This window comes from Streptomyces sp. NPDC001599, assembly GCF_042893535.1.
Lineage (GTDB): Bacteria > Actinomycetota > Actinomycetes > Streptomycetales > Streptomycetaceae > Streptomyces.
The window spans coordinates 34,103-55,980 of sequence record NZ_JBIAVA010000014.1 but is presented as its reverse complement, the minus strand read 5'-3'; the positions used below and the strand labels follow the sequence as shown (position 1 = coordinate 55,980).

Annotated in this window: 21 protein-coding genes; 9 read left to right on the top strand and 12 right to left on the bottom strand. The window is 70.9% G+C overall.

Annotated features, from left to right (window positions below; translation table 11 throughout):
* Nucleotides 1-16 precede the first annotated feature (16 nt).
* On the top strand, nucleotides 17-787 hold the full coding sequence (locus tag ACFYZ3_RS29545) for an SDR family oxidoreductase (protein ID WP_388523892.1): 771 nt from the start codon (nucleotides 17-19) through the stop codon (nucleotides 785-787).
* Between the two features lie 99 nt (nucleotides 788-886).
* Here ACFYZ3_RS29545 and alc read toward each other — a convergent pair whose 3' ends face one another.
* Entirely contained in the window at nucleotides 887-2,017 is a 1,131-nt protein-coding gene (gene alc / locus ACFYZ3_RS29540) for an allantoicase (protein ID WP_388523889.1), read from the bottom strand.
* Between the two features lie 64 nt (nucleotides 2,018-2,081).
* Nucleotides 2,082-3,419, bottom strand: coding sequence for an allantoinase AllB (gene allB / locus ACFYZ3_RS29535; protein WP_388523886.1), 1,338 nt, complete (start codon nucleotides 3,417-3,419; stop codon nucleotides 2,082-2,084).
* Nucleotides 3,420-3,674: 255 nt separating this feature from the next.
* Here allB and allR point away from each other — a divergent pair, with 255 nt between their 5' ends.
* Entirely contained in the window at nucleotides 3,675-4,487 is an 813-nt protein-coding gene (gene allR / locus ACFYZ3_RS29530) for an allantoin degradation transcriptional regulator AllR (RefSeq protein ID WP_388523883.1), read from the top strand.
* 22 nt (nucleotides 4,488-4,509) lie between these two features.
* On the opposite strand, the gene ACFYZ3_RS29525 is transcribed toward allR, so the two are convergent.
* The gene (locus ACFYZ3_RS29525; protein WP_388523880.1) at nucleotides 4,510-4,824 is read right to left on the bottom strand and encodes a DUF5955 family protein; all 315 of its coding nucleotides are present in this window, start codon (nucleotides 4,822-4,824) and stop codon (nucleotides 4,510-4,512) included.
* A 153-nt stretch (nucleotides 4,825-4,977) separates the two neighbouring features.
* Between ACFYZ3_RS29525 and ACFYZ3_RS29520 the strand changes: the two genes are divergently transcribed.
* The gene (locus tag ACFYZ3_RS29520) at nucleotides 4,978-5,610 is read left to right on the top strand and encodes an NTP transferase domain-containing protein (RefSeq protein ID WP_388523877.1); all 633 of its coding nucleotides are present in this window, start codon (nucleotides 4,978-4,980) and stop codon (nucleotides 5,608-5,610) included.
* A gap of 184 nt (nucleotides 5,611-5,794) precedes the next feature.
* Nucleotides 5,795-7,417, top strand: coding sequence for a malate synthase A (gene aceB / locus ACFYZ3_RS29515; protein ID WP_388523874.1), 1,623 nt, complete (start codon nucleotides 5,795-5,797; stop codon nucleotides 7,415-7,417).
* Between the two features lie 58 nt (nucleotides 7,418-7,475).
* Here aceB and ACFYZ3_RS29510 read toward each other — a convergent pair whose 3' ends face one another.
* The 3 genes from ACFYZ3_RS29510 to ACFYZ3_RS29500 form a co-directional block, all read right to left on the bottom strand.
* Complete coding sequence (locus tag ACFYZ3_RS29510; protein WP_361016196.1) at nucleotides 7,476-8,390, bottom strand: HipA family kinase; 915 nt, start codon at nucleotides 8,388-8,390, stop codon at nucleotides 7,476-7,478.
* A gap of 47 nt (nucleotides 8,391-8,437) precedes the next feature.
* Nucleotides 8,438-9,673, bottom strand: a complete 1,236-nt coding sequence (locus ACFYZ3_RS29505; RefSeq protein WP_388523871.1) for an acyl-CoA dehydrogenase — start codon at nucleotides 9,671-9,673, stop codon at nucleotides 8,438-8,440.
* Nucleotides 9,674-9,932: 259 nt separating this feature from the next.
* The gene (locus tag ACFYZ3_RS29500) at nucleotides 9,933-10,361 is read right to left on the bottom strand and encodes an ATP-binding protein (protein WP_388523869.1); all 429 of its coding nucleotides are present in this window, start codon (nucleotides 10,359-10,361) and stop codon (nucleotides 9,933-9,935) included.
* 149 nt (nucleotides 10,362-10,510) lie between these two features.
* Between ACFYZ3_RS29500 and ACFYZ3_RS29495 the strand changes: the two genes are divergently transcribed.
* Both ACFYZ3_RS29495 and ACFYZ3_RS29490 read left to right on the top strand, forming a co-directional pair.
* Entirely contained in the window at nucleotides 10,511-11,344 is an 834-nt protein-coding gene (locus ACFYZ3_RS29495) for a helix-turn-helix transcriptional regulator (protein WP_361016188.1), read from the top strand.
* A complete protein-coding gene (locus ACFYZ3_RS29490) occupies nucleotides 11,341-11,526 on the top strand; it encodes a DUF397 domain-containing protein (RefSeq protein ID WP_361016186.1) in 186 nt (61 codons plus the stop codon). The genes ACFYZ3_RS29495 and ACFYZ3_RS29490 overlap by 4 nt, the downstream gene beginning before the upstream one ends.
* A gap of 64 nt (nucleotides 11,527-11,590) precedes the next feature.
* Here the strand turns inward: ACFYZ3_RS29490 and ACFYZ3_RS29485 are convergent, their stop codons facing one another.
* The 3 genes from ACFYZ3_RS29485 to ACFYZ3_RS29475 form a co-directional block, all read right to left on the bottom strand.
* Nucleotides 11,591-12,739, bottom strand: coding sequence for a cellulase family glycosylhydrolase (locus ACFYZ3_RS29485; protein ID WP_388523866.1), 1,149 nt, complete (start codon nucleotides 12,737-12,739; stop codon nucleotides 11,591-11,593).
* Nucleotides 12,740-12,932: 193 nt separating this feature from the next.
* Entirely contained in the window at nucleotides 12,933-13,970 is a 1,038-nt protein-coding gene (locus ACFYZ3_RS29480) for a LacI family DNA-binding transcriptional regulator (protein ID WP_388523863.1), read from the bottom strand.
* Nucleotides 13,967-16,408, bottom strand: a complete 2,442-nt coding sequence (locus ACFYZ3_RS29475; RefSeq protein ID WP_388523860.1) for a glycoside hydrolase family 2 protein — start codon at nucleotides 16,406-16,408, stop codon at nucleotides 13,967-13,969. Before ACFYZ3_RS29475 ends, ACFYZ3_RS29480 begins: the two co-directional genes overlap by 4 nt.
* Before the next feature lie 269 nt (nucleotides 16,409-16,677).
* Here ACFYZ3_RS29475 and ACFYZ3_RS29470 point away from each other — a divergent pair, with 269 nt between their 5' ends.
* The 3 genes from ACFYZ3_RS29470 (at nucleotide 16,678) to ACFYZ3_RS29460 (ending at nucleotide 19,892) form a co-directional block, all read left to right on the top strand.
* Nucleotides 16,678-18,000: an ABC transporter substrate-binding protein gene (locus ACFYZ3_RS29470; protein ID WP_388523857.1), complete on the top strand. Its 1,323-nt coding sequence runs from the start codon at nucleotides 16,678-16,680 to the stop codon at nucleotides 17,998-18,000.
* 111 nt (nucleotides 18,001-18,111) lie between these two features.
* Nucleotides 18,112-19,026 (top strand): carbohydrate ABC transporter permease, encoded by a 915-nt coding sequence (locus ACFYZ3_RS29465; RefSeq protein ID WP_388523855.1) that lies wholly within the window; start codon nucleotides 18,112-18,114, stop codon nucleotides 19,024-19,026.
* Nucleotides 19,023-19,892 (top strand): carbohydrate ABC transporter permease, encoded by an 870-nt coding sequence (locus ACFYZ3_RS29460; protein ID WP_388523852.1) that lies wholly within the window; start codon nucleotides 19,023-19,025, stop codon nucleotides 19,890-19,892. The genes ACFYZ3_RS29465 and ACFYZ3_RS29460 overlap by 4 nt, the downstream gene beginning before the upstream one ends.
* Nucleotides 19,893-20,002: 110 nt before the next feature.
* Here ACFYZ3_RS29460 and infA read toward each other — a convergent pair whose 3' ends face one another.
* The 3 genes from infA to ACFYZ3_RS29445 form a co-directional block, all read right to left on the bottom strand.
* Nucleotides 20,003-20,227: a translation initiation factor IF-1 gene (gene infA, locus ACFYZ3_RS29455; protein WP_109029568.1), complete on the bottom strand. Its 225-nt coding sequence runs from the start codon at nucleotides 20,225-20,227 to the stop codon at nucleotides 20,003-20,005.
* Nucleotides 20,224-21,015 carry a GNAT family N-acetyltransferase gene (locus ACFYZ3_RS29450; RefSeq protein WP_388523848.1) on the bottom strand — a complete coding sequence of 264 codons (792 nt, stop codon included), beginning with the start codon at nucleotides 21,013-21,015 and terminating at the stop codon, nucleotides 20,224-20,226. Before ACFYZ3_RS29450 ends, infA begins: the two co-directional genes overlap by 4 nt.
* A gap of 207 nt (nucleotides 21,016-21,222) precedes the next feature.
* Complete coding sequence (locus ACFYZ3_RS29445) at nucleotides 21,223-21,837, bottom strand: TOPRIM nucleotidyl transferase/hydrolase domain-containing protein (RefSeq protein WP_388523845.1); 615 nt, start codon at nucleotides 21,835-21,837, stop codon at nucleotides 21,223-21,225.
* Nucleotides 21,838-21,878: the final 41 nt, after the last annotated feature.

Sequence of the window (21,878 nt, the reverse complement as noted above, 5' to 3'; positions counted from 1 at the left end):
CGGCTGGGATGGACCCATGAACACGAACACGCACACCAACCCGCTCGCCCCCGCCCCCCTGACCGGCCGTACCGCCCTCGTGACCGGCGGCAGCCGGGGCATCGGCGCGGCGACCGTCCTGCGGCTGGCCCAGGAGGGCGCGGACGTGGCCCTCACCTACGTGAACGGCAAGGACGCGGCCGAGGACGTCGTCCGGGCCGTCGGGGCGCTGGGGCGCCGGGCGGTGGCCCTGCGGGCCGACTCCGCCGACGCGGACGAGGCGGCGGGGGCGGTCGAGCGGGCCGCCACGGCGCTCGGCGGCGGCCTCGACGTGCTGGTCAACAACGTGGGCCTGGGCCTGCTCGGCCCGCTGGAGAGCCTCTCCCCCGCCGACGTCGACCGACTGCTGGCGGTGAACGTCCGCGGCGTCTTCCTGGCCTCGCAGGCGGCCGCGGCCCGCATGACCGAGGGCGGGCGGATCATCACCGTCGGCACCTGCATGACCCAGCGGGTGCCGGGGCCCGGCGGGACCCTGTACGCGACGAGCAAGTCGGCGCTGATCGGGCTGACCAAGGCGCTGGCCCGGGAACTGGGCCCGCGCGGGATCACGGCGAACATCGTGCACCCGGGGCCGATCGACACCGACATGAACCCGGCGGACGGCCCCTACGCGGACGGACAGGCGGCCCTGACGGCGCTGGGCCGCTTCGGCACCGCGGACGAGGTGGCGTCGACGGTGGCGTACCTGGCGACCGCCACGTACGTCACCGGCGCGGAGTTCGCGGTCGACGGCGGCCACGCGGCGTAACCGCCCCCGGGAGGCGGTCGCGAACGGGCGTGCGCGCGGGGCGCACCGGTGCTGTCCTGCCGGTGCGCCCCGCGGGTCCGTGCCGAGCCGAGCGGCGGGTCAGCCGCCCAGTTCCTGGTGGCGGGCGGCGAGGTGGGCCGCGCCGTCCTCCGTCAGGGTGCCGAACAGGCGCAGGCGGGAGATGCCGCCGTCGGGGAAGATGTCCACGCGCGCGTGCGTGCCGACGGCCGCCTCGGGCAGGACGAAGCGGTGGTTGGTGTCGGGCTGCATGCGGGTGCGCGGGAGCACCTCGCGCCACTCGCCCGCCGCGCCGTCCTTGACGGAGACGGACGCCCAGCCGGCGCTGTTGCCCTTCAGGTACGCCGTGTCGATCTCGACGGCGCGGATCCGGGAGCGGTCCACCAGGCGGTACTGGATCCAGTCGTTGCCCCGGTCGCGGCGGCGGCGGGTCTCCCAGCCGTCGTCCATCTTGCGGGAGCGGCCCGGCTGGATGGTGTTGGTGGCCGGCGAGTAGAAGAGGTTGGAGGCGTCCTCGACCTGGCCGCCGTTCTCCAGGGCGACCACGTCGAAGGTGCCCAGCGCGGTGAGCCAGGCGGGGTCCGGGACGACCTCGCCGTACACCCGCAGGCGGGCGATGCCGCCGTCGGGGTGCTGCCCCAGGCGCAGGTGGGTGAAGCGCTGCTCGGCCGAGACGGCGAAGCCGTTGGCCGCGTGGCCGCCGACCGGGGTGCGCGGGACGAGGGTCGTCCACTTCACGTCGTCGGCGAGCAGTTCCTCCGGGGAGGGGGAGCCCGCGACCGAGGCGCCCTCGACGGAGACGGCCTGCGGGTAGTTGCCGCGGAAGTGGGCGGTGTCGACGACGATGCCGCGGATCACGCCGGGGGCGCCCAGGCGGATCAGCGCCCAGTCGTGGTCCTCCTCGGTGGGCCACGGGTGCTCGGCGGAGGCACCGCGGCGCCGGCGGGTCTCCCAGCCGTCCATGACCTTGCCCTTGTGCCCGAAGTGCTCGGGGTCGAACTCGGCGGGCTCGGGCACCAGCAGGTTCTCGCGCTGGGCGAAGAACTCGTCGTTGGCGGCGACGACACCCGCGCCGAGCTGCCGGTCGGCAAGGTTGGCGTACTGGGTGAAGGGGAGGTCGGCGGTGCGGTAGTCCGCGTACGGGTCGCCGCCTCCGTAGGGCTGGGCGTCGCCGGTGAAGCTGGCCAACGAGGTGTTCTGCTGGGCCGTCACGGTGATCAGGTGTTCCTTTCGGGGCTGTTCGGGGGGTACTGGGTTCAGGGAGTGTCCGGGCACGTCAGGCCCGGTCGAGGAGCTGTCCCTTCGGGTCGGTGAACGCGCCGTCCGCCACGATGCGCTCACCGCGCAGCCAGGTGGACTTCACGACGCCGTACAGGGTCTTGCCCGCGTACGCGGTGACGCGGTTGCGGTGCTGAAGGGCGGCCGGGTCGACCGTGAAGGTCTCGTCCGGCGCCAGCACGGCGAAGTCCGCGTCGTGGCCCGGCGCGATGGCGCCCTTGCGCGTGTCGAGCCCCACCAGGGCGGCCGTGCGCGCCGACATCCAGCGCACGATGTCCTCAAGGCCGAGGCCCCGCCCGCGGGCGGCGGTCCACATGGCCGGCAGGCTGAGCTGGAGGCCGGCGATGCCGCCCCAGGCGGTGGCGAAGTCGTCGGTCTTGAGGTCGGCCGTGGAGGGCGAGTGGTCGGTGACGACGCAGTCGATGGTGCCGTCCGCCAGCGCCTGCCAGAGCAGGTCCTGGTTGGCGGCCTCGCGGATCGGCGGGCAGCACTTGAACTCGCTGGCGCCGTCGGGCACTTCCTCGGCGGTGAGCGTGAGGTAGTGCGGGCAGGTCTCGACCGTGACCCTCACACCGTCGGCGCGGGCCTCGGCGATCAGCGGCAGGGCGTCGCTGGAGGACAGGTGCAGTACGTGCACCCGCGCGTTGAAGCGCTTGGCCTGTGCGAGCAGGGCGGCGATCGCGGTGTCCTCGGCGTCGCGCGGGCGGCTGGCGAGGAAGTGGGTGTACTTGGGGCCGCCCTGCTGCGGGGCCGCGGCCAGGTGGTGCGGGTCCTCGGCGTGCACGATCAGCAGGCCGTCGAAGGCGGCGATCTCCGCCAGCGACCGGGCGAGCTGCTCCTGGTCGAGGTGGGGGAACTCGTCCACGCCGGACGGCGACAGGAAGGCCTTGAAGCCGAAGACCCCGGCCTCGTGCAGCGGGCGCAGGTCCTTGACGTTGTCCGGCAGGGCGCCGCCCCAGAAGCCGACGTCGATGTGGGCCTTGTCGGCCGCCACCTGGCGCTTGGTGCGCAGGTTGTCGACCGTGGTGGTCGGCGGGATGGAGTTGAGCGGCATGTCGACGAGGGTGGTGATGCCGCCGGCGGCCGCGGCGCGGGTGGCGGTCCAGAAGCCCTCCCACTCGGTGCGCCCGGGGTCGTTCACGTGCACATGGGTGTCGACCAGGCCGGGCAGGACGACGTGGTCGCCCACGTCCTCGAGCCGGGCGCCCGCCGGGACGGGGGCGTCGTACGGCAGGACGGCCGTGATCTTCTCCCCGGTCACCGCGACGGACGCGGCGCGGGTCCCCTCGGGAGTGATGACGCGCGTCGAGCGCAGCACCAGTTCAGCTTCGGACACCCGGATCCCCTTCTCTGCCTGTACCTGTCTGCCTCTGCCGTCGAATTTCAACGTTCTGTTGAAGGAGTCTTCACTCCCGCTCCGAGGCCGTCAAGAGGCACCCTTTGTGACGGCATGCCCAATGACCCCGCTCTGGACGTTTCCACAAAGCGGAATTAGAATTCCAGCAAGCAGAACGTAGCTACGTACAAGCCGGTAGTCAACCGGGTGCCGGGTACGCTTCTTTCCTCCCGCCAGCCCCGAAAGGAACGTGCCGTGCCGACGTCCAGCGCCAGCACCACCGACTCCGCCAGGTCCGCCACCGGTGGCGTCCAGTCCCTGGAGCGCGCCTTCGACCTGCTCGAACGGATGGCGGACGCGGGGGGCGAGGTCGGCCTGAGCGAGCTCTCGGCCAGCAGCGGGCTGCCGCTGCCGACCATCCACCGCCTGATGCGCACGCTCGTGGCCTGCGGATACGTACGCCAGCAGCCCAACCGCCGCTATGCGCTCGGCCCCCGCCTGATCCGGCTGGGCGAGTCCGCCTCCCGGCTGCTCGGCACCTGGGCCCGCCCGCACCTGGCCCGCCTGGTCGAGGAGACCGGCGAGACGGCGAACATGGCCCTGCTCGACGGGGACGAGATCGTGTACGTCGCCCAGGTGCCGTCCAAGCACTCCATGCGCATGTTCACCGAGGTCGGGCGGCGCGTCCTGCCGCACTCCACGGGTGTCGGCAAGGCGCTGCTCGCGAGCTTCCCGGCGGACGAGGTGCGGGCCCTGCTGGGCCGTACCGGCATGCCGGCCGCGACCGACAAGACGATCACCACGCCGGACGGCTTCATCGCGGCACTGGAGGACGTGCGGCGCCAGGGCTACGCGATCGACGACAACGAGCAGGAGATCGGCGTCCGGTGCCTGGCCGTCCCGGTGCCGGACTCCCCCACCGCCGCGGCCATCTCGATCTCCGGCCCCGCGGGCCGCGTCACCGAGGCCGCGACCGACCGGATCGTACCCCTGCTCCAGCAGGTGGCGTCGGAGCTCTCCGAGGCCCTGCTGACCTCGAACGGCTCGAACGGCAACCCGGCCGCCTGAGGCGGCCCCTCCCCCACGGGGCTCAGCGACGCGGCGGGTCCCCGAAGAGTTCCACGGCGTGACGGACCTCCGTCAGTCCCGGTGCGAGGGCGCTGACGGAGCCGATCGCGCCCGCTATCAGCAGCAGGGAGCGGCGCAGTCGCGCAACCTCGGGAACGCCGTGGCCCACCATCGCCGCGAGGTCGGCCAGCTCGTCCTCCGCGATCTGGCGGTCCGGGAAGTCGGCGGGCAGCAGCGCGAGTTGTCGGCGCAACCGCGACACCGCGGTCCGCAGCGCCACCACCCTCACGTCCTCGTCGCCGACGGTCACGTGCCTCTGCCCCAAGCTCCGCAACACAGCCCTCCCCCTCGCACTCCGTTGTGCGCGGGCCAGTAAACGCCACCGCACACCGGACGCGCCACCACGCGGACCGAAATTCAGTCTCCGGAAAGTCTCCGGAAATCCCGTGCACGCCGAAGCGTTTGGCGGGCGGTCAGGTATGCAGGTGCCATGACCGACGACACCGACAACAAGGCCCCGACAGAAGACCAGGTGGGCGACCGGGTGGCGGGGCTGCTGCTGGCCGCCGGAGGCGGCAGGCGGCTCGGCGGCCGCCCCAAGGCGCTGCTCGAACACCGTGGACACTTACTCGTCGAACACGCGGTCGACGTACTCCGTGCGGCCGGCTGCGCCCGCGTGCACGTCGTCCTGGGGGCGCGCGCCGCGGAAGTACGCGCGCGGGCCGCGCTCGACGGCTGCGTCCTCGTGGACAACCCCGACTGGGAGCAGGGCATGGGGTCGTCGCTGCGGGCCGGGCTCGGCTCACTGGCGGGGACCGGGGCGCGGGCGGCGCTGGTCGCCCTGGTGGACCAGCCCGGCATCGGCGCGGAGGCGACGGCCCGGGTGCGCGCCGGATTCCGGGACGAGACGTCGCTGGCCTCGGCGGCGTACGCGGGCGTGCGCGGGCATCCCGTGCTGCTCGGCGCCGCGCACTGGGCGGGGATCGCGGCGACCGCCGGCGGCGACCGGGGTGCCCGCGCCTATCTGAGGGAACACGAGGCGGAGATCGCCCTCGTCGAGTGCGGGGACGTGGCCCGGCCGTACGACATCGACACCGAGGCGGACCTGGTCCACCTTGAGTGAGGGAGGTGGCACCGAGCGCCACCTTGCCTCGACCCGGAGAATCTCGACATCAACAAACCATTGAAGTTCCACGATGAGGAAACTACTATCCACTGACCAGAAGCACTCCGCTGCACGGCGAGTGCGTAATGCCCCATACGCACCCTCTGGCACCCGGTGCCACCGCTGAAGGAAGTGACAGCTCATGTCCGCACCAGCGCCGTCCACGCTGGCCATCGTCGACGCCGAGCCCCTGCCCCGGCAGGAGGAGGTCCTCACCGATGCGGCGCTCGCCTTCGTGGCCGAGCTGCACCGGCGGTTCACGCCCCGGCGTGACGAGCTCCTCGCCCGCCGTGCGGAGCGCCGCGCCGAGATCGCCCGCACCTCCACGCTCGACTTCCTCCCGGAGACCGCCGCGATCCGCGCGGACGACTCCTGGAAGGTGGCCCCCGCTCCGGCCGCGCTGAACGACCGCCGCGTCGAGATCACCGGCCCCACCGACCGCAAGATGACCATCAACGCGCTCAACTCGGGCGCGAAGGTGTGGCTCGCGGACTTCGAGGACGCCTCCGCGCCGACCTGGGAGAACGTGGTCCTCGGCCAGCTCAACCTGGCTTCCGCCTACACCCGCAGCATCGACTTCACGGACGAGCGCACCGGCAAGTCGTACGCCCTGCGCCCGGACGCCGAGCTGGCCACGGTCGTCATGCGCCCGCGCGGCTGGCACCTCGACGAGCGCCACCTCCAGGTCGACGGCCGCCCGGTGCCCGGCGCCCTGGTCGACTTCGGCCTGTACTTCTTCCACAACGCCCAGCGTCTGCTGGACCTCGGCAAGGGCCCGTACTTCTACCTCCCGAAGACGGAGTCCCACCTGGAGGCCCGCCTCTGGAACGAGGTGTTCGTCTTCGCGCAGGACTACGTCGGCATCCCCCAGGGCACCGTCCGCGCCACCGTCCTGATCGAGACGATCACGGCCGCGTACGAGATGGAGGAGATCCTCTACGAACTGCGCGACCACGCCTCCGGGCTGAACGCCGGCCGCTGGGACTACCTGTTCTCCATCGTCAAGAACTTCCGCGACGGCGGCGCCAAGTTCGTGCTGCCGGACCGCAACGCGGTGACGATGACCGCCCCGTTCATGCGGGCGTACACCGAACTCCTCGTCCGCACCTGCCACAAGCGCGGCGCGCACGCGATCGGCGGCATGGCGGCCTTCATCCCCTCGCGCCGGGACGCCGAGGTCAACAAGGTCGCCTTCGAGAAGGTCCGCGCCGACAAGGACCGCGAGGCGGGCGACGGCTTCGACGGCTCCTGGGTCGCCCACCCCGACCTGGTGCCGATCGCCATGGAGTCCTTCGACAAGGTCCTCGGCGACAAGCCCAACCAGAAGGACCGCCTGCGCGAGGACGTCGAGGTCAAGGCGGCCGACCTCATCGCCGTCGACTCCCTGGACGCCAAGCCGACGTACGCCGGTCTGGTCAACGCCGTCCAGGTCGGCATCCGTTACATCGAGGCGTGGCTGCGCGGCCTCGGCGCCGTCGCCATCTTCAACCTGATGGAGGACGCGGCCACCGCCGAGATCTCCCGCTCGCAGATCTGGCAGTGGATCAACGCGGAGGTCGTCCTCGACAACGGCGAGCAGGTCACCGCCGACCTGGCCCGCAAGGTCGCCGCCGAGGAGCTGGCGAACATCCGCGCCGAGATCGGCGACGAGGCCTTCGCGGCCGGCAACTGGCAGCAGGCCCACGACCTGCTGCTCACGGTGTCGCTCGACGAGGACTACGCCGACTTCCTGACGCTGCCGGCGTACGAGCAGCTGAAGGGCTGACGCCGCACACGTCTGTGCCCCTGATGCCGAGGCCCGGCATCAGGGGCACAGACGTGTGTCAGCCGAGATGGACCGACCAGTCCTGCTCCGCGGGCGGCTTGCCGTGCAGGTCGGGGACCCGCTTCAGCCAGTCGGGCCGGCCCCGCTGCGTGCGCGCCGCGCGGGCGGCGTTCTCGGCCGCGAGTTCCTCGCGGCTGGGGAATCCGGTGGGCAGCCACTGCCGGGAGGCCCGTACGCGCGCGTGCAGGTAGTCCACATAGGCGGCGCGCACCTTCTCCGGCGTGTCGAGGTCGCCTTCGCAGGTCAGCCAGGCCTCCGGCACCCGGCCCACCACCTCGCGCAGCAGCTCCCGCGTGACCTTCGGCGCCAGCTCGGCGTCGGCGGCCGGGAGGTCGGGCGCGTAGTGGCCGAGGGCGTGGTGCCGGAAGTCGTACGCCTTCTCGGGCGGGGAGGCGCCCCAGCGGTGGTGGAAGACGAGCGCCGCGCCGTGGTCGATGAGCCACAGACGCGGCGGCACGGTGCCGAGGGTGGGCCAGACCATGAGGTTGGAGCTGTGCACCGTCCGGTCGACGTTCACGGTGAGCGCGTCGAGCCAGACGACGCGTCCCGCCTCCCGCGGATCCACCGGGAACACCTCGGCGACCTCGGGCGTGAAGTCGGCACCGCCCGACAGGTAGTCCATGCCGAGGTTCAGCCCCGCGCTGGCGTGCAGCAGGTCCCGCACCTCCTGGTGCGGTTCGGCCTCCGCGATCGCCGGGTCGAAGTGCGCGAGCACCAGCTCCGGCACCCGCAGCCCCAGCTCCCGGGCCAGCTCCCCCACCACCACCTCGGCGACCAGCGCCTTGCGGCCCTGCGCGGAGCCGGTGAACTTCAGGACGTAGGTGCCGAGATCGTCGGCCTCGACGACGGCGGGCACGGAGCCGCCGGAGCGCAGGGGCTCGATGTAGCGGGTGGCGGTGACTTCGGTGAGCATGGGTCGAGCATATTGAGGGGCGCTCCCGGCTTCCTGCTCGGCAGCGGTTACCACCGCGCGGGCGAGGCACCCCCGCCGTACAGGAAGTGGTCCCCGATGGCGCGCAGGGCGGGGCCGGTGGGCCCGCGGCCCGCCAGGACCCGGATGTTGCGCCAGAACCGGTCGAGTCCGTCGGATTCGGCGAGTTCCAGGATCCCCGCCCCGGCACGCAGGGCCGCCCGGTCGGTGACCGCTCCGGCGGCCGCCACGAGCGCGGCGGTGTCGGCGCGCCCGCGCGCGTCCAGCGCCCGGCCCGTCCGCAGTGTCGTGGCCATGGCGGTCGTGGCACGCTCGACGACGGCCGACGCGCCGTGGACGGCGAGGGCCAGTTCGCCGAAGGCCAGCAGCAGATCGGCGTCCGTGCCGGGAGGCGGCGCGAGGAGGTACTCCGCGGCGCCCCGCGGCCGGGCGTGGGACGCCGCGAGGCTGAGTTCCCGCGCTTCCGCGAGCGCCCCCTCGGCCACCCCCAGAGCCACCTGGGCGAGCATGAGCCGCAGTGCGAGCGGAGCGACGGTGGCGAAGGGTGCGGCCGTGTCCTCGTCGAGCGCGGCGGCCCCCAGTACGTCGTCCACGCCGATCGGTACGTCGTCGAACCGCACCGTGCCCGCACCGGCGAGCCGCTGGCCGAACCGGTCGGTCAGCGGGGTGCGGACGACGCCCGGGTGCCGCGGGTCCACCAGCACGACGACGGAGTCGCCCGAGGACGCGCAGACCGCGTCGAGGACGAACCGGTCGGCCACGTCGACGGCGGTGGCCAGGGTCCGCCGTCCGTTGAGCAGGAAGCCTCCGGAGCCCCGGGCGGGGGCGAGGACGAGACCGCCGTCGCCGTCGCCGTGGCGGCACGGCCCGTCCGCGTCGGCCGATCCCGTGTCTCCGGCCCAGAGCCACTGCTCGCGCACGGCGCGGGCCTCCAGTGCGAAGACGCGTTCCGGGGCGGCGAAGAACCGGGCGCTCCAGGACAACACGTGGTGGCGTCCGAGGAGTTCGCCCAGGGAGCCGTCGGCGGCCGCGATCCGGCGGACGACGGCGCAGGCATCGGCCCAGTCCATCCCGCCGTGCATGCCGTCACCCGTGTCGCCGCCTTCCGCATGGGGCGGCACCAGGGCGGCCGGAAGGCCGGATTCACGCAGCCGCGCCACCTCGTCGTACGGGGGCTTGCCCGCCCGGTCTCGGTCGGGGGCGTCCGTCGCGAGGTCGTCTCCGAGTTCACGGCCGACACGCATCCAGAACTCCGGCGTCCCCACGACCCCATCACCATTCCCTACTTTTCCTATCGACTTAGTGGGGAATACCTTCGCGGGTGGGTCCAGCCCGGGCAAGGGGGTGACCATCAATCGGACACACCCGTCTCGCCGGCCGGGAGGCCCCGGACCGGCTCCCCCCTGGCCAGCCGGCCGGCGCGCCGCGCTGCTCAAGGCCGTCGGCGCGGCCTGGTTCCACGCGGGCGCCCCCGCCGGGCGGGCCCTCGACGCCGGACCCGCCTGAGGCGTGGGCGCGGACATGTCACCGCAGATCCAGTTCCGCGCGGACCGTCTTGCCGACGGGGACACGGTCGAAGACGCCCCACCGGTCGGCCATCACGTCCACGAGCAGCAGCCCGCGCCCGTGCTCGCCCTCCGATGCCGCCGCGACCTCCGGGCGCCGCTCCCCCCGGCTGTCGGAGACGTCGATCCGCAGCGTGTACGGGTCGAGCCGCAGCAGCACCTCGATGTCGCGCCCCGCCACCCTCCCGTGCGTCACGGCGTTCGCCGCCAGCTCCGCGACGAGCAGCGCGGCCGTGTCGGACAGCGCCGAGCCGTACGGGACGCCCCACGCGTCCAGGCGGTGTACGACGAGATGCCGGGCCAGTCGCGCACCGCGCGGGGTGGAGCTGAACCGCTGGACGAACACACGCGCGGTGACCGGGAGTCGGGGAGTGGAGGCTGGTCTCATGCCGCCCATCCCACCTGCGGCGACGCCGTCCCACCAGATCACCGACCGGTACGCACGGTGAGCGTACGGGTGCGGACGGTGGACAGTAGGAGTAACCGTCCGTGACCATGGGCCCGTTGAGTGGGCGTGACGGGTGGGAGGTGTCCCGGATGACGGACGGTACGGGCGGCGCGGGTGAGCCGGAGGCCTCGGACAGCCTCAAGGCGTTCGGCGAGGTCGTCAAGGCGTTCCGCAAACGGGCGGGGCTGACCCAGGAGGAGTTCGCGCCGCGGGTGCGGTACTCGGTGCCGACGGTGGCGTCCATCGAGCAGGGGCGGCGGTTCCCTCCGGTGGACTTCGTGGAACGCGCGGAGCAGACCCTCGACGCGTTCGGCGCGTTGCGGGGTGCGGCACGGCATCTGTCGCGGCAACCGGGGCTGGCGAGCTGGTTCCGGCAGTGGGCACGGTTCGAGGCGGAGGCGGTGAGTCTGTATACGTATGAGTGCCGGGTGGTGCCGGGGTTGTTGCAGACGGAGGGGTACGCGCGGGCGGTGACGGTGAGCGTGCCGCCCGTGAAGGACGACGAACAGGTGAACCAACAGGTCACAGCCCGTCTCGGCCGCCAAGAGCTGTTTCAGCGCAGGCCGCCGATCTCATTCAGCTTCATCATTGAGCAAGCGCTGATCGAACGTGGCACTGGCGGACCAGAGGTGACGAAGCTACTCATCGACAACCTGCTCACGCGGGCTGACCAGTTCAACGTGGAGCTGCAGATCATGCCGTTACGGCAAGTGGACCACGCAGGCTTCGATGGCCCCCTCCAGGTACTGGAGACCGCCGAGAACAGGTGGTTCGGTTACGCAGAGGGACAGCGCGGCGGCCTACTGATCTCCGACTCGAAGGAGGTCAGCATCATGCTCCAGCGCTATGCGAGACTGCGTTCACAAGCCCTCAACCCCGAGGACTCCAAGGGCCTGTTGAAGCGATTGCGAGGACCGCTATGAGCTCATCCGAACTGGCCTGGTTCAAGAGCAGCTACAGCAGTGGCAGTGACGGCGACTGCGTCGAGGTGGCGACCCGCCCGGACACGGTCCACATCCGCGACTCGAAGGCGCCGCACGGCGACCAGCTCGCCGTCTCCCCCGCGGCCTGGACCCGCTTCCTCACGTACACGACCGGCGCCTGACCCGCCCGCACGGCCGAACGCCCCGCCCTGGGAACCCCCGGGCGGGGCGTCGCCGTCGGCCCGGTCAGCCGTCCGCCGCACTCCCCCGCACGACGCAGGACCGGCTGTTCTCCCAGCCCCACCCGTCGCCGTCCGGGTCGGAAGCACTGCCGTTCGCGCAGTACGGGTAACCGTTGGGAGCGGTGCCGCCCGTGCTGCCGCCGCCGTAGACGGTGGCCGTCCGGGACGTCGCCACGATGCCGTTGCTGCCGTTGAAGATGCGGTTGCCCCAGCTGGTCAGCGCGTTCGGGTCGAAGCCGTTGACCATGTCGAGGTACTCGACACCGCCGCCGTTGCCGCTCCACGACCAGCCGATGTAGCCGACGCCGAGGGACTGCGCCGTCGCCATGATGGCGTCCTCGTCGGGGTTGCCGTCGCTGTGCCGGTCGCCGAACTCGCCGACGACGATGGGCAGTCCGTTGCCGACGAAGGCGTTGAGGTAGTCCCGCACCTCGGCGGCGGTGTCGTAGACCCCGTACATGTGGATCGAGAAGACGGTGTTGCGGTCGGGGTCGGAGGCGAAGACCGAGGCCGCGTTGGTCCGCATCGTGCCGGACCAGTCCTGGCCCCAGTTGGGCGCGTCGACCATCAGGGCGTGGTCGATGCCGGCGCCGCGGAGCTTGCCGATGGCGGCCTTGGTCGCGGCGGTCCACGCGGTGTAGTCGTTGTTGCCGAAGGGCTCGTTGCCGATGTTGACGACGACGTAGCTCTCCTGGCCCTCCAGTGCGCTCTTCACGCTCACCCAGTAGTCGGCGGCCTGGTCCAGGCTGGTCGCGGCGCCGTCCTCGCCGTAGCCGGTGGTGTCGTGCACCTCCAGGACGCAGATGACCTTGTTGGCCTTGCACTGGCCGATGAGAGTGGAGACCTCGGACGCGCTCGTCTTCGTCCACCGGCCGCCGCTGCTGAGCACGACGCGGACGGTGTTGGCGCCCTTGGCCGCGATGTCGGCGATGGAGCCGGTGCGGTCGGGGTACCAGGTGTAGGCGTGATTGACCCCGCGCATGACGAACGCGTTGCCGTTGCCCTCGACGACGCGTCCGTTGCTCACGTGGATTCCGGCGGCTGTCGCCTCCGCCCTGCCGGTGGCAGGACCGGCGAGGGAGAGCAGTAGTCCGAGAACGGCGGCGAACGCCATCCCCGCGGTCCTGGTCAGCGTGCTTCTCGGCTGTCGCATGAGTCTCCTTCGATGAAGGTCATGAACCTGACAACGTTGTCCTTGCGGGAACTTGCTTTACCGGTTAACCGACAAGGACCGTAGAGGCGACCTACATGCCTGTCAATCGGCCACGTGAAAGCAAGTTCCGCAGGTGAATCCCGTGAGCAAAAGGCCCGTCTTTGCTGGTCAGCAGGTTTAGCGGTTTAGTAGCTCAGGAAGCGATAGGCCGCGGCGGTGCGGTCGACGCCCGCGGCACCAGCGACGGCGTCGCGACGGGCCGGGACGCCACGTCGTGACCCGCCAGCACCTCGAACAGCACCCGCGCGACCTGCGCACCGAAGCCGTGCACGTCGTGACTCATCGCCGACAGGGTCGGATGGGTCAGCCGGCACAACTGGGAGTCGTCCCAGGCGAGCAGCGACAGATCGTCCGGCACGGAGACGCCCATCTCGGCGGCGACCCCGAGTCCGGCGACCGCCATGATGTCGTTGTCGTAGAGGATCGCCGTGGGCCGCTCGGCGGACAGCAGCAGGGAGCGGGTGGCGCGGGCGCCGTCCTCGCCCGAGAAGCCCGTCTCGACGTGCGGGCCGCGGTCGAGGCCGAGTTCACTCATGGTCCGCTCGAACGCGGTCGTCCGGATGGCACTGTGCCCGAGCCCACGGGGGCCGCCCACGTGCGCGATGCGCCGGTGCCCCAGCACCCCGAGGTAGCGCACCGCCTCGGCGACGGCGGCGTCGTCGTCCGTCCACACCGACGGGAATCCTCCGGTCAGGGACGGGTGACCGACGGCCACGGCCGGGAGGCCGATCCGTCCGAGCGGGCCGATCCGCGGGTCCTCTTGATGGAAGTCGACCAGGATCGAGCCCCCCACCTGCCGCTCCCGCCACCACCGTTCCTGGAGTCGGATCTCCTCCTCCAGCGAGCCGACCAGCCGCAGCAGCAACGAACAGTCGCGCTCGGCGAGCACGCTCTCGATACCGGAGACGAACTCCATGTAGAACGGCTCCAGGCCCAGCAGCCGGGCGGGGCGGCAGATCGCCAGCCCCACCGTGTCGACGGACTGGCGCGACAGGCTGCGCGCCGAGGAGTTCGGGGCCCAGCCCAGCTGCCGGGCCGCCGCGAAGATCCGCTCACGGGTGGCGTCGGAGACCCCCGGCTTGTCGTTGAAGGCCAGGGACACGGCGCCCTTGGACACCCCGGCGGCCGCGGCGACGTCCTTGATGGTGACGCGTACGGACGGTGTGCTCACGCCGGTTCCACACAGAACAGAGCCGCTCGTACGGCGTTGGCCCCGGTCTCGGCCGCGCCGGTGACCCGCAGCCGGAGCTGTTCGCCGGGGAGCAGGGTGCGCAGTCCGGTGTCGCAGACCGCGTCCGGTCCGAGCCGGTCGGCCTGTAGGAGGAGGTCGCGTACGAGGGTGTGTGCGGTTACCACGACCTCGACATTACCGGTCCCGGCACCTACCGGGGACTCCACGGCCACGTCGTAGCGCGGGGCCGGGCAGGCGAATTCCCGGTCGGTGACGGGGACGTGCACGCTGCGCAGGTCCCCGCTGTCGGCGACCAGGAACTCCTTGCCGGAATGCGGCGCGGGTACGAGATCCCGCGGTACGGCCACCCGGTGCACCGAACGGGCGGCGACCGACACGTCGAGCACGTGCTCGGCCACTTCGGGGCCGTCCGCCCGCAGTCGGCGCAGTCCCACGCGTGCCTGCCAGGGCTCGGCGGACTGGTTGACCACGGCGAGTACGGGGCTGTCGTCGCCGTCGGCCGGCTGGAGCGTGAGGAGCCGGTCCGCGTAGACCCGGCGCAGCTCGTGGTAGAGGGGCTTGAGCCGGCCGTCGCCGTCGATGGCCGACCAGGAGCTGACCGGCCAGCAGTCGTTGATCTGCCATACGATGGTGCCCGCGCACACGGGCCAGTGCGAGCGCCAGTGCTCGATCCCGGTGGCGATCGCGCGGGCCTGCACGACCTGGGTGAGGTAGTGCCAGCGGTCGAAGTCGTCCTCGGGCAGGTCGAAGTGGCGTGCCACGCCCCGGTTCAGCTTGCCGTTGCCGTCCTCGGCCTTCTGGTGGTGCAGCATGCCGGGCGAGTCGGGCGCGAGCCGTTCGCCGGGCAGCGCGCGTCGCAGGGTCGCCAGGGCCGGCGGCGCCTGCCAGCCGAACTCCGACACGAAGCGGGGCACCGAGTCGCGGTACTCGGCGTAGTCCCGGCGGTTCCAGACCTCCCAGGAGTGGTGGGTGCCGTGGGCCGGGTCGTTCGGGTGGTGGTCCCAGGAGCCGGACCAGGGGCTGCCCGCGGTGTAGGGGCGGGTGGGGTCGAGTTCGGCGACGATCCGCGGGAGCAGGTCCAGGTAGTAGCCGCCGCCCCAGGAGTCGCCCCGCAGTTCGGGCTCCCAGTCCCAGTCGCGGAAGCCCCACAGGTTCTCGTTGTTGCCGTTCCACAGGACGAGCGAGGGGTGCGGCATGAGCCGGACAACGTTGTCGCGTGCCTCGGCCTCGACCTCGCCGCGCAGCGGCTGCTCCTCCGGGTAGGCGGCGCAGGCGAAGAGGAAGTCCTGCCAGACCATGAGGCCCAGTTCGTCACAGGTGTCGTAGAAGGCGTCGTCCTCGTAGATGCCGCCGCCCCAGATCCGCACCAGGTCCACGCCCGCGTCGGCGGTCTGGCGCAGCCGGGTGCGGTAGCGCTCCGGGGTGATCCGGGACGGGAACACGTCGTCGGGGATCCAGTTGACCCCGCGCGCGAAGATCCGTTCGCCGTTGACCACGAGGGTGAAGCCGGTGCCGTGCCGGTCCGCCGAGCGGTCCAGCTCCACGGTCCGGAAGCCGATCCGCCGGTGCCAGGTGTCGAGGGGCCGTACGTCGGGGCCGTCGCTCTCCTCGACCAGCGCGACTTCCACGTCGTACAGAGGCTGAGCGCCGTAGCCGCGGGGCCACCACAGATCGGCGTGGGGCACCTGAAGTGTCAGCACGGCGTGCGTCCCCTCCACCGCGCCGCGCGCCTCGGCGAGGCCGTCCCCGACGGTGGCGCGCACGGCGAGCGGGCGGGCCGTCCCCCGCGCGGTCCGCTCGACCTCCACACGTATCTCGACGCGGCCGGTGCCGTCGTGGACCGTCACCAGCGGGCGTACGGCGGCCAGCCGGGCCGTCGACCACCGCTCCAGCCGGACCGGGCGCCAGATGCCGGCCGTCACCAGGGTCGGGCCCCAGTCCCAGCCGAAGCTGCACGCCATCTTGCGGATGTACTGGAAGGGCTCCGGGTAGACGTTGGGGCGCTCCCCCGTCAGCGCCCGGACCTTGGCGGCCTCGTCGTAGGCGGAGGCGAAGTCCACCGCCAGGAGCCCGTGCCGACCGGTGACGTCGAAGCGGTGGCGCCGGTGCATGTTCCGGGTCCGGCCCACCTCCCGCCCGTCCAGGGTGATGGTGGCGGCGGTGTCCAGGCCGTCGAAGACCAGGTCGGTCCGCTCGTGCCGCTCCCCTGCGGTGTCGGTGGCCGGCAGGTCGCGGACGTAGGTCCAGGCCCGCTGTCCGACCCAGGCCACGTCGGGTTCGTTGACGCCGAGGAAGGGGTCCGGGATCAGGCCGGCCCCGAGCAGATCGGTGTGGACGCAACCGGGGACCTGGGCCGGCAGCAGGTTCTCGCTGTGGCTCAGGCTCCAGCCCTCGGCGAGCGGGACGACTTCCTTCATGTACGGCTCCTTCGGCGGGACGGGCCCGGTGTCGATGCAACGCGACTCAACCTAACTCCCTTGAGTAAACCGGTCTAGCCCTCTCTGTCGATCAGGGGTCAGCACTCCAGAGCGGTAGCGCCTGGGAAGTTCCCACTCGGCTATGCGCTACAGGTAACGATTGCGCATCGCGAGCGATGAGGAAGCTTTACCGGTTCATGAGTGGCTGACATAGTCGCCGTCACCACCACCGGAGCCCGAGCCGTAATCCTTGGAAAGGAGCTGGGCACATGGGGAAGAGGACGCTGAGCGTCGCACTGCTCGCCACCGCGATGCTGACCGTTGCGGGGTGTAGTGGAGGGGGCGGCGCGGACGCGGGCGAGACCGCCGCCGCGCCGGTGAACCCGGATGGCGTCTCGGGGGACATCACCGTGCTCACCAACCGCACCGACCTCGTCGAGGACGGGACGATGAAGAAGTACGCCGCCGAGTTCAACAAGACCTATCCCGACGTGAAGGTCGAGTTCGAGGGTCTCACCGACTACGAGGGTGAGGTGAAGATCCGCATGAACACGGAGGACTACGGCGACGTCCTGCTGATTCCGTCGGCGGTCGCCAAGGGCGACTACCCCACGTTCTTCGCGCCGCTCGGCGAGACCTCGTCGATGAAGGGCACCTACCGCTTCACCGACAAGACCGAGGTCGCCGGCAAGACCTACGGCATCGCCACCTTCGGCACCGCCAACGGCCTGGTCTACAACAAGGCGCTGTTCGCGAAGGCCGGGATCACCGACTGGCCGACGACTACCGAGCAGTTCCTCGACGACCTCAAGGCGGTCAAGGACAAGACCGGGGCGACTCCGTACTACACCAACTTCAAGGACGGCTGGCCGCTGGAGAGCCCCTGGACCAACGGCGTCGGCTCGATCAGCTGCGACACCCAGGCCTCCGACAAGCTGGCCGCGATGGACAAGCCGTGGGCGGAGGGCAACGACCTCGACACCCTCGACACCCTCCTCTACGACATCGTCCACGAGAAGCTGTCGGAGAAGGACCCGGCCACCACCAACTGGGAGAGCTCGAAGACCCTCCTGGCCAAGGGCAAGGTGGGCAGCATGATGCTCGGCTCCTGGGCCGTCAACCAGATGCGGGACGCGGCCGAGGCGGCCGGGCAGAACCCGGACGACATCGGCTTCATGCCGGTTCCGTCCCAGAAGGACGGCCAGTTCTGCGCCACCCTGGTCTCCGACTACCAGCAGGCCGTCAACATCCACTCGGACCACAAGGAGGCCGCCCGGGCGTGGATCGACTGGTTCACGGAGAAGTCCGGCTACGCGGCCAAGGAGGGGGCCGTCTCCGCCCTGAAGTCCGAGGGGATGCCGGCGACGCTCAAGGAGTACGTTGACAACGATGTCAGGATGATCGAGCGCTCCGAGGCGAAGACGGCCGACGTCAACGCCATCGACAACGCCTCCGAGATCGGGCTGAACAAGCCGGACTACCGCAAGAAGCTCATCGACATCGCCCGCGGCGCCACGGACGGCTCCCTCGACGGCTACTTCGACGACCTGAACAAGCGCTGGTCCGAGGCCAGGGGGACGGTCGGCTCCTGACCCCGGCACCCGTCTGGTACCAGCACCCGCCGGGTCCTCTCCCGCCTCCCCGGTGAACGGGGACCCGGCGCCAGTGCCCTCAGCGGACGACGAAAGGCCCCAGGCTCCGCAATGACCCGAACCCGAACCCGGACCGTCACCACCGGTTCACCCCCCGCCCCGGCCGCCCGGCGCAGGATCACGCCGTGGCTGTTCCTGCTGGCGCCCCTCGCCCTGCTGATCACGTTCACCTATGTGCCGGTGGGCAACATGATCTACTACAGCTTCACCGACTGGGACGGCATCAGCCCCGACCGCAGCTACGTCGGGGCGGACAACTACACCGAGATCTTCACCCGGCCCGAGCTGTTCCGGGTGTTCGCGGTGAGCTTCTACTACCTCGCGGCGTCCGTCGTACAGATCGTCGTCGCCCTGTACTTCGCCGCCGTCCTCAGCTTCGACCTGCGCTTCAGGAACCTGTTCAAGGGCATCCTGTTCTTCCCGTACCTGATCAACGGCGTCGCGATCGGCTTCGTCTTCCTGTACTTCTTCCAGGACGGCGGCACGCTCGACTCGGTCCTGTCCTGGCTCGGCGTCGGTACCGACCACGCCTGGCTGGGGTCTCCGGAGTCGGCCAACACCTCCATGGCCGGGGTGTCCGTGTGGCGCTTCACCGGCCTGAACTTCGTCCTGTTCCTGGGCGCGATCCAGTCGATCCCCGGCGAGCTCTACGAGGCCGCCCAGCTGGACGGCGCCGGCCGCTGGAAGCAGTTCCGGCACATCATCGCGCCGAGCATCCGGCCGGTGCTGAGCCTGAGCGTCATCCTGGCGATCTCCGGCTCCCTGTCCGTCTTCGAGATCCCGTACATCATGACCGGCGGTGCGACGGAGACCTCGACGTTCGTCATCCAGACGGTGAAGTTCGCCTTCCAGTTCAACAAGACCGGCCTGGCCTCGGCCTGCGCCGTGGTGCTGCTGGCCATCATCCTGGTGATCACCTGGATCCAGCGCCGCCTCGTGTCCGACGAGAAGGTGGACCTCGTATGACCCTCACCGCCCCGGCCCGCTCCCCGGAACAGGTACGCCGCCGCCCGCGCGTCAGCACCGCTCTGACGTACCTGTCGCTCGTCCTCGCCTCGCTCGTGGTGCTGCTGCCGCTCGCCGTGATCTTCCTGACCTCGCTGAAGTCCTACGGGGAAATCTCCGACGGGCAGGGCGCGCTCGCCCTGCCGGACGACTGGCTCAACTTCTCCAACTACGCGACGGCCTTCAACGACGGCCACATGCTGAAGGCCTTCGGCAACACGGCCTTCATCCTGCTGTTCTCCATCACCGGCACCGTGGTCATCGGCTCGATGACGGCGTACGCGATCGACCGCTTCGACTTCCGCCTCAAGAAGCTCGTCATGGCGCTGTTCCTGATCGCCACGCTGGTGCCGGCCGTGACGACACAGGTGGCGACCTTCCAGGTGGTCAACAGCTTCGGGCTGTTCAACACCCGCTGGGCCCCGATTCTGCTGTACATGGGCACGGACATCGTGGCCATCTACATCTTCCTGCAGTTCATCCGCGGCATCCCCCGGTCGCTCGACGAGGCCGCGCGGCTCGACGGCGCCAACTCCTTCACCATCTACCGGAAGATCATCTTTCCGCTGCTGAAGCCGGCCATCGCGACCGTGGTCATCATCAAGGGCATCACCACGTACAACGACTTCTACATCCCCTTCCTCTACATGCCCTCCGAGGATCTCGGGACCATGTCGACCGCCCTGTTCCGGTTCAAGGGGCCGTTCGGGGCGCACTGGGAGAACATCTCCGCCGGTGCCGTCCTCGTCATCGTGCCGACCCTGGTGATCTTCCTGTTCCTCCAGCGCTACATCTACAACGGCTTCGCCCAGGGGGCCACGAAGTAGCAGGGCCGGCTCACCGCCGAACGACCGAACGCCCCGACCTGGATTCCTCCAGGACGGGGCGACGCGTCGGGACCGGGGCGATCAGTCGCCCCGGAGAGCGCCGACTGCCGCTAGTTCCGGTACCGGAACACGATCCGGCCGCGCGTCAAGTCGTACGGCGGGAGCTCCACCAGTACCCGGTCTTCCAGCATGATCCGGATGTAGTTCTTGCGGATCTTCCCGCTGACGTGCGCGAGGACCTGGTGCCCGTTCTCGAGCTCCACGGTGAACATGGCGCTGCGCAGGCACTCGACGACCTTGCCCTCGACCTCGATGACGTTCTTGTGCTTCGTCATCGCACCAGCTCCAGGTTGCTGCTCGTCGGCCGGGCGCCGATGCCCTCGAACAGCGCCGATGCCGCGTGATGGGACTCCTGGACTTCGGTCCGGGCCTCGGCGAATCCCGAGCGGTGCAGTGTCCCCAGCGCGTGGGCCAGCAGTGCCCGCGCGATGCCGCGGCGCTGTTCGCCGGTGCGGACCGCGAGCAGCCCGATGCGCGGCCGGTTCACCGTCACCACCCGGATCAGCCCCAGGTAGCGGCCCGGCGCCGCGGCCACCGCGTACTTCGACGGATCGACGATGGTGTCGCCTTCGTAAAAGGGGATCACCTCCGTCGGCATCGACTGCCATCCGACGGTCGCGCCGACTTCGTCACGGACCGCGCGGTCCACCGCCCGCAGCAGGCCCTCGTCCGCCTGACCGGCGGGAACGATTGTCACGCCCGAAGGCGGCAGGGCGTCGCCGAGCCCGGTGACCCGCGGGTCGGTCGGTACGACGTACTCCCATTCACGGCGGCGGACCGTGAACCCAGCCCGCCGCCAGCGGGCCGTCAGCTCGGCATCGGCTTCGTCGACCACCGTGTGCAACGGTGCCGGCAGTTCCGTCAGCATCGTCTCGGCGAGCCGGTCGAAGGGGGCGTCGTGCCAGGCGTCGATGCTGACGAAGAGGCGACCGTCGGCCCGGCGCGCCGCATAACCGCGCCCGACCACCAAGTCGTCGTCCAGTGCATGCCATTGCCGGTCCGCGACGCGCGTGATCGCCACGGCGTTTTCGCTCGGGCCGGATGTGAAGGGCTTTGTGTTCATCGGAGTCCTCCTCCAGGAGTGCCTCGGCCTCAGGCGCTCCTGGCGACACCGGACGTCAGCCGTCGGACCGTGACGGATCGAGGGAGCACCCACGGGTGACTGTGTTCACGGGGCTCACCTCCATACGACGACTTCACGGTCCGCCAGGACCGTAGCAGCGGGGCGCCGCCTCGCTCAAACGCTTTGCGTCACGAAGCAGCCCGACGGTCACAGCCCCGCGAGGAGATCCGCGAGCGGTGCCGGTGGCCTTACGGTGTCGAGGGCCTCCACCAGGAGGCTGCCGTAGCGGATCTTGCGGCCCTTCCGGGTGCTGAGGAAGCGGCGCAACTGCTGTTGCCGGGCGCGGCCGTGCTGGGCGGGCTGGGCCAGGAAGGTCTGCCAGGGGCGGAGTTCGTCCTCGGAGCGTATGACCTCCTCGACCCGCTCCGGGCCCAGCGCCCGGATCATCTCGTCCTCCAGGTCGGCCACACAGACGTGGAAGTCACGTACGGCGCCCGCCCGCTGCCAGCCGCGGTCGTAGAAGGGCTCCTCGCGGGCGTCGCAGAGGCCGGTCAGGCGCAGGCCGAGGCCGGGCGGGCCGAGCAGGCCGGCGTAGCGGCCGACGCTCATGGCGCCGCCCATCGACACCACGGCCACGCCTTCGGCGGTCAGGTCGCGGTCCTCCCGGGCCGCCAGCGCCTCGACGGCCGCGAGGTCGCTGGGGCCCTCCAGCAGCACCGCCGTCCGCAGGCCGAGGTCGGCCGCCAGCTCTGCCGCCGCGTCTCCGGTACCGCCCGCCGCCCAGTGGGCGATCTCGTCCCGGAACGCGTCCATGTCCGCCATGCGGTGAGTGTGCACCAAGGGGGGCGGCACGGCACGGGATT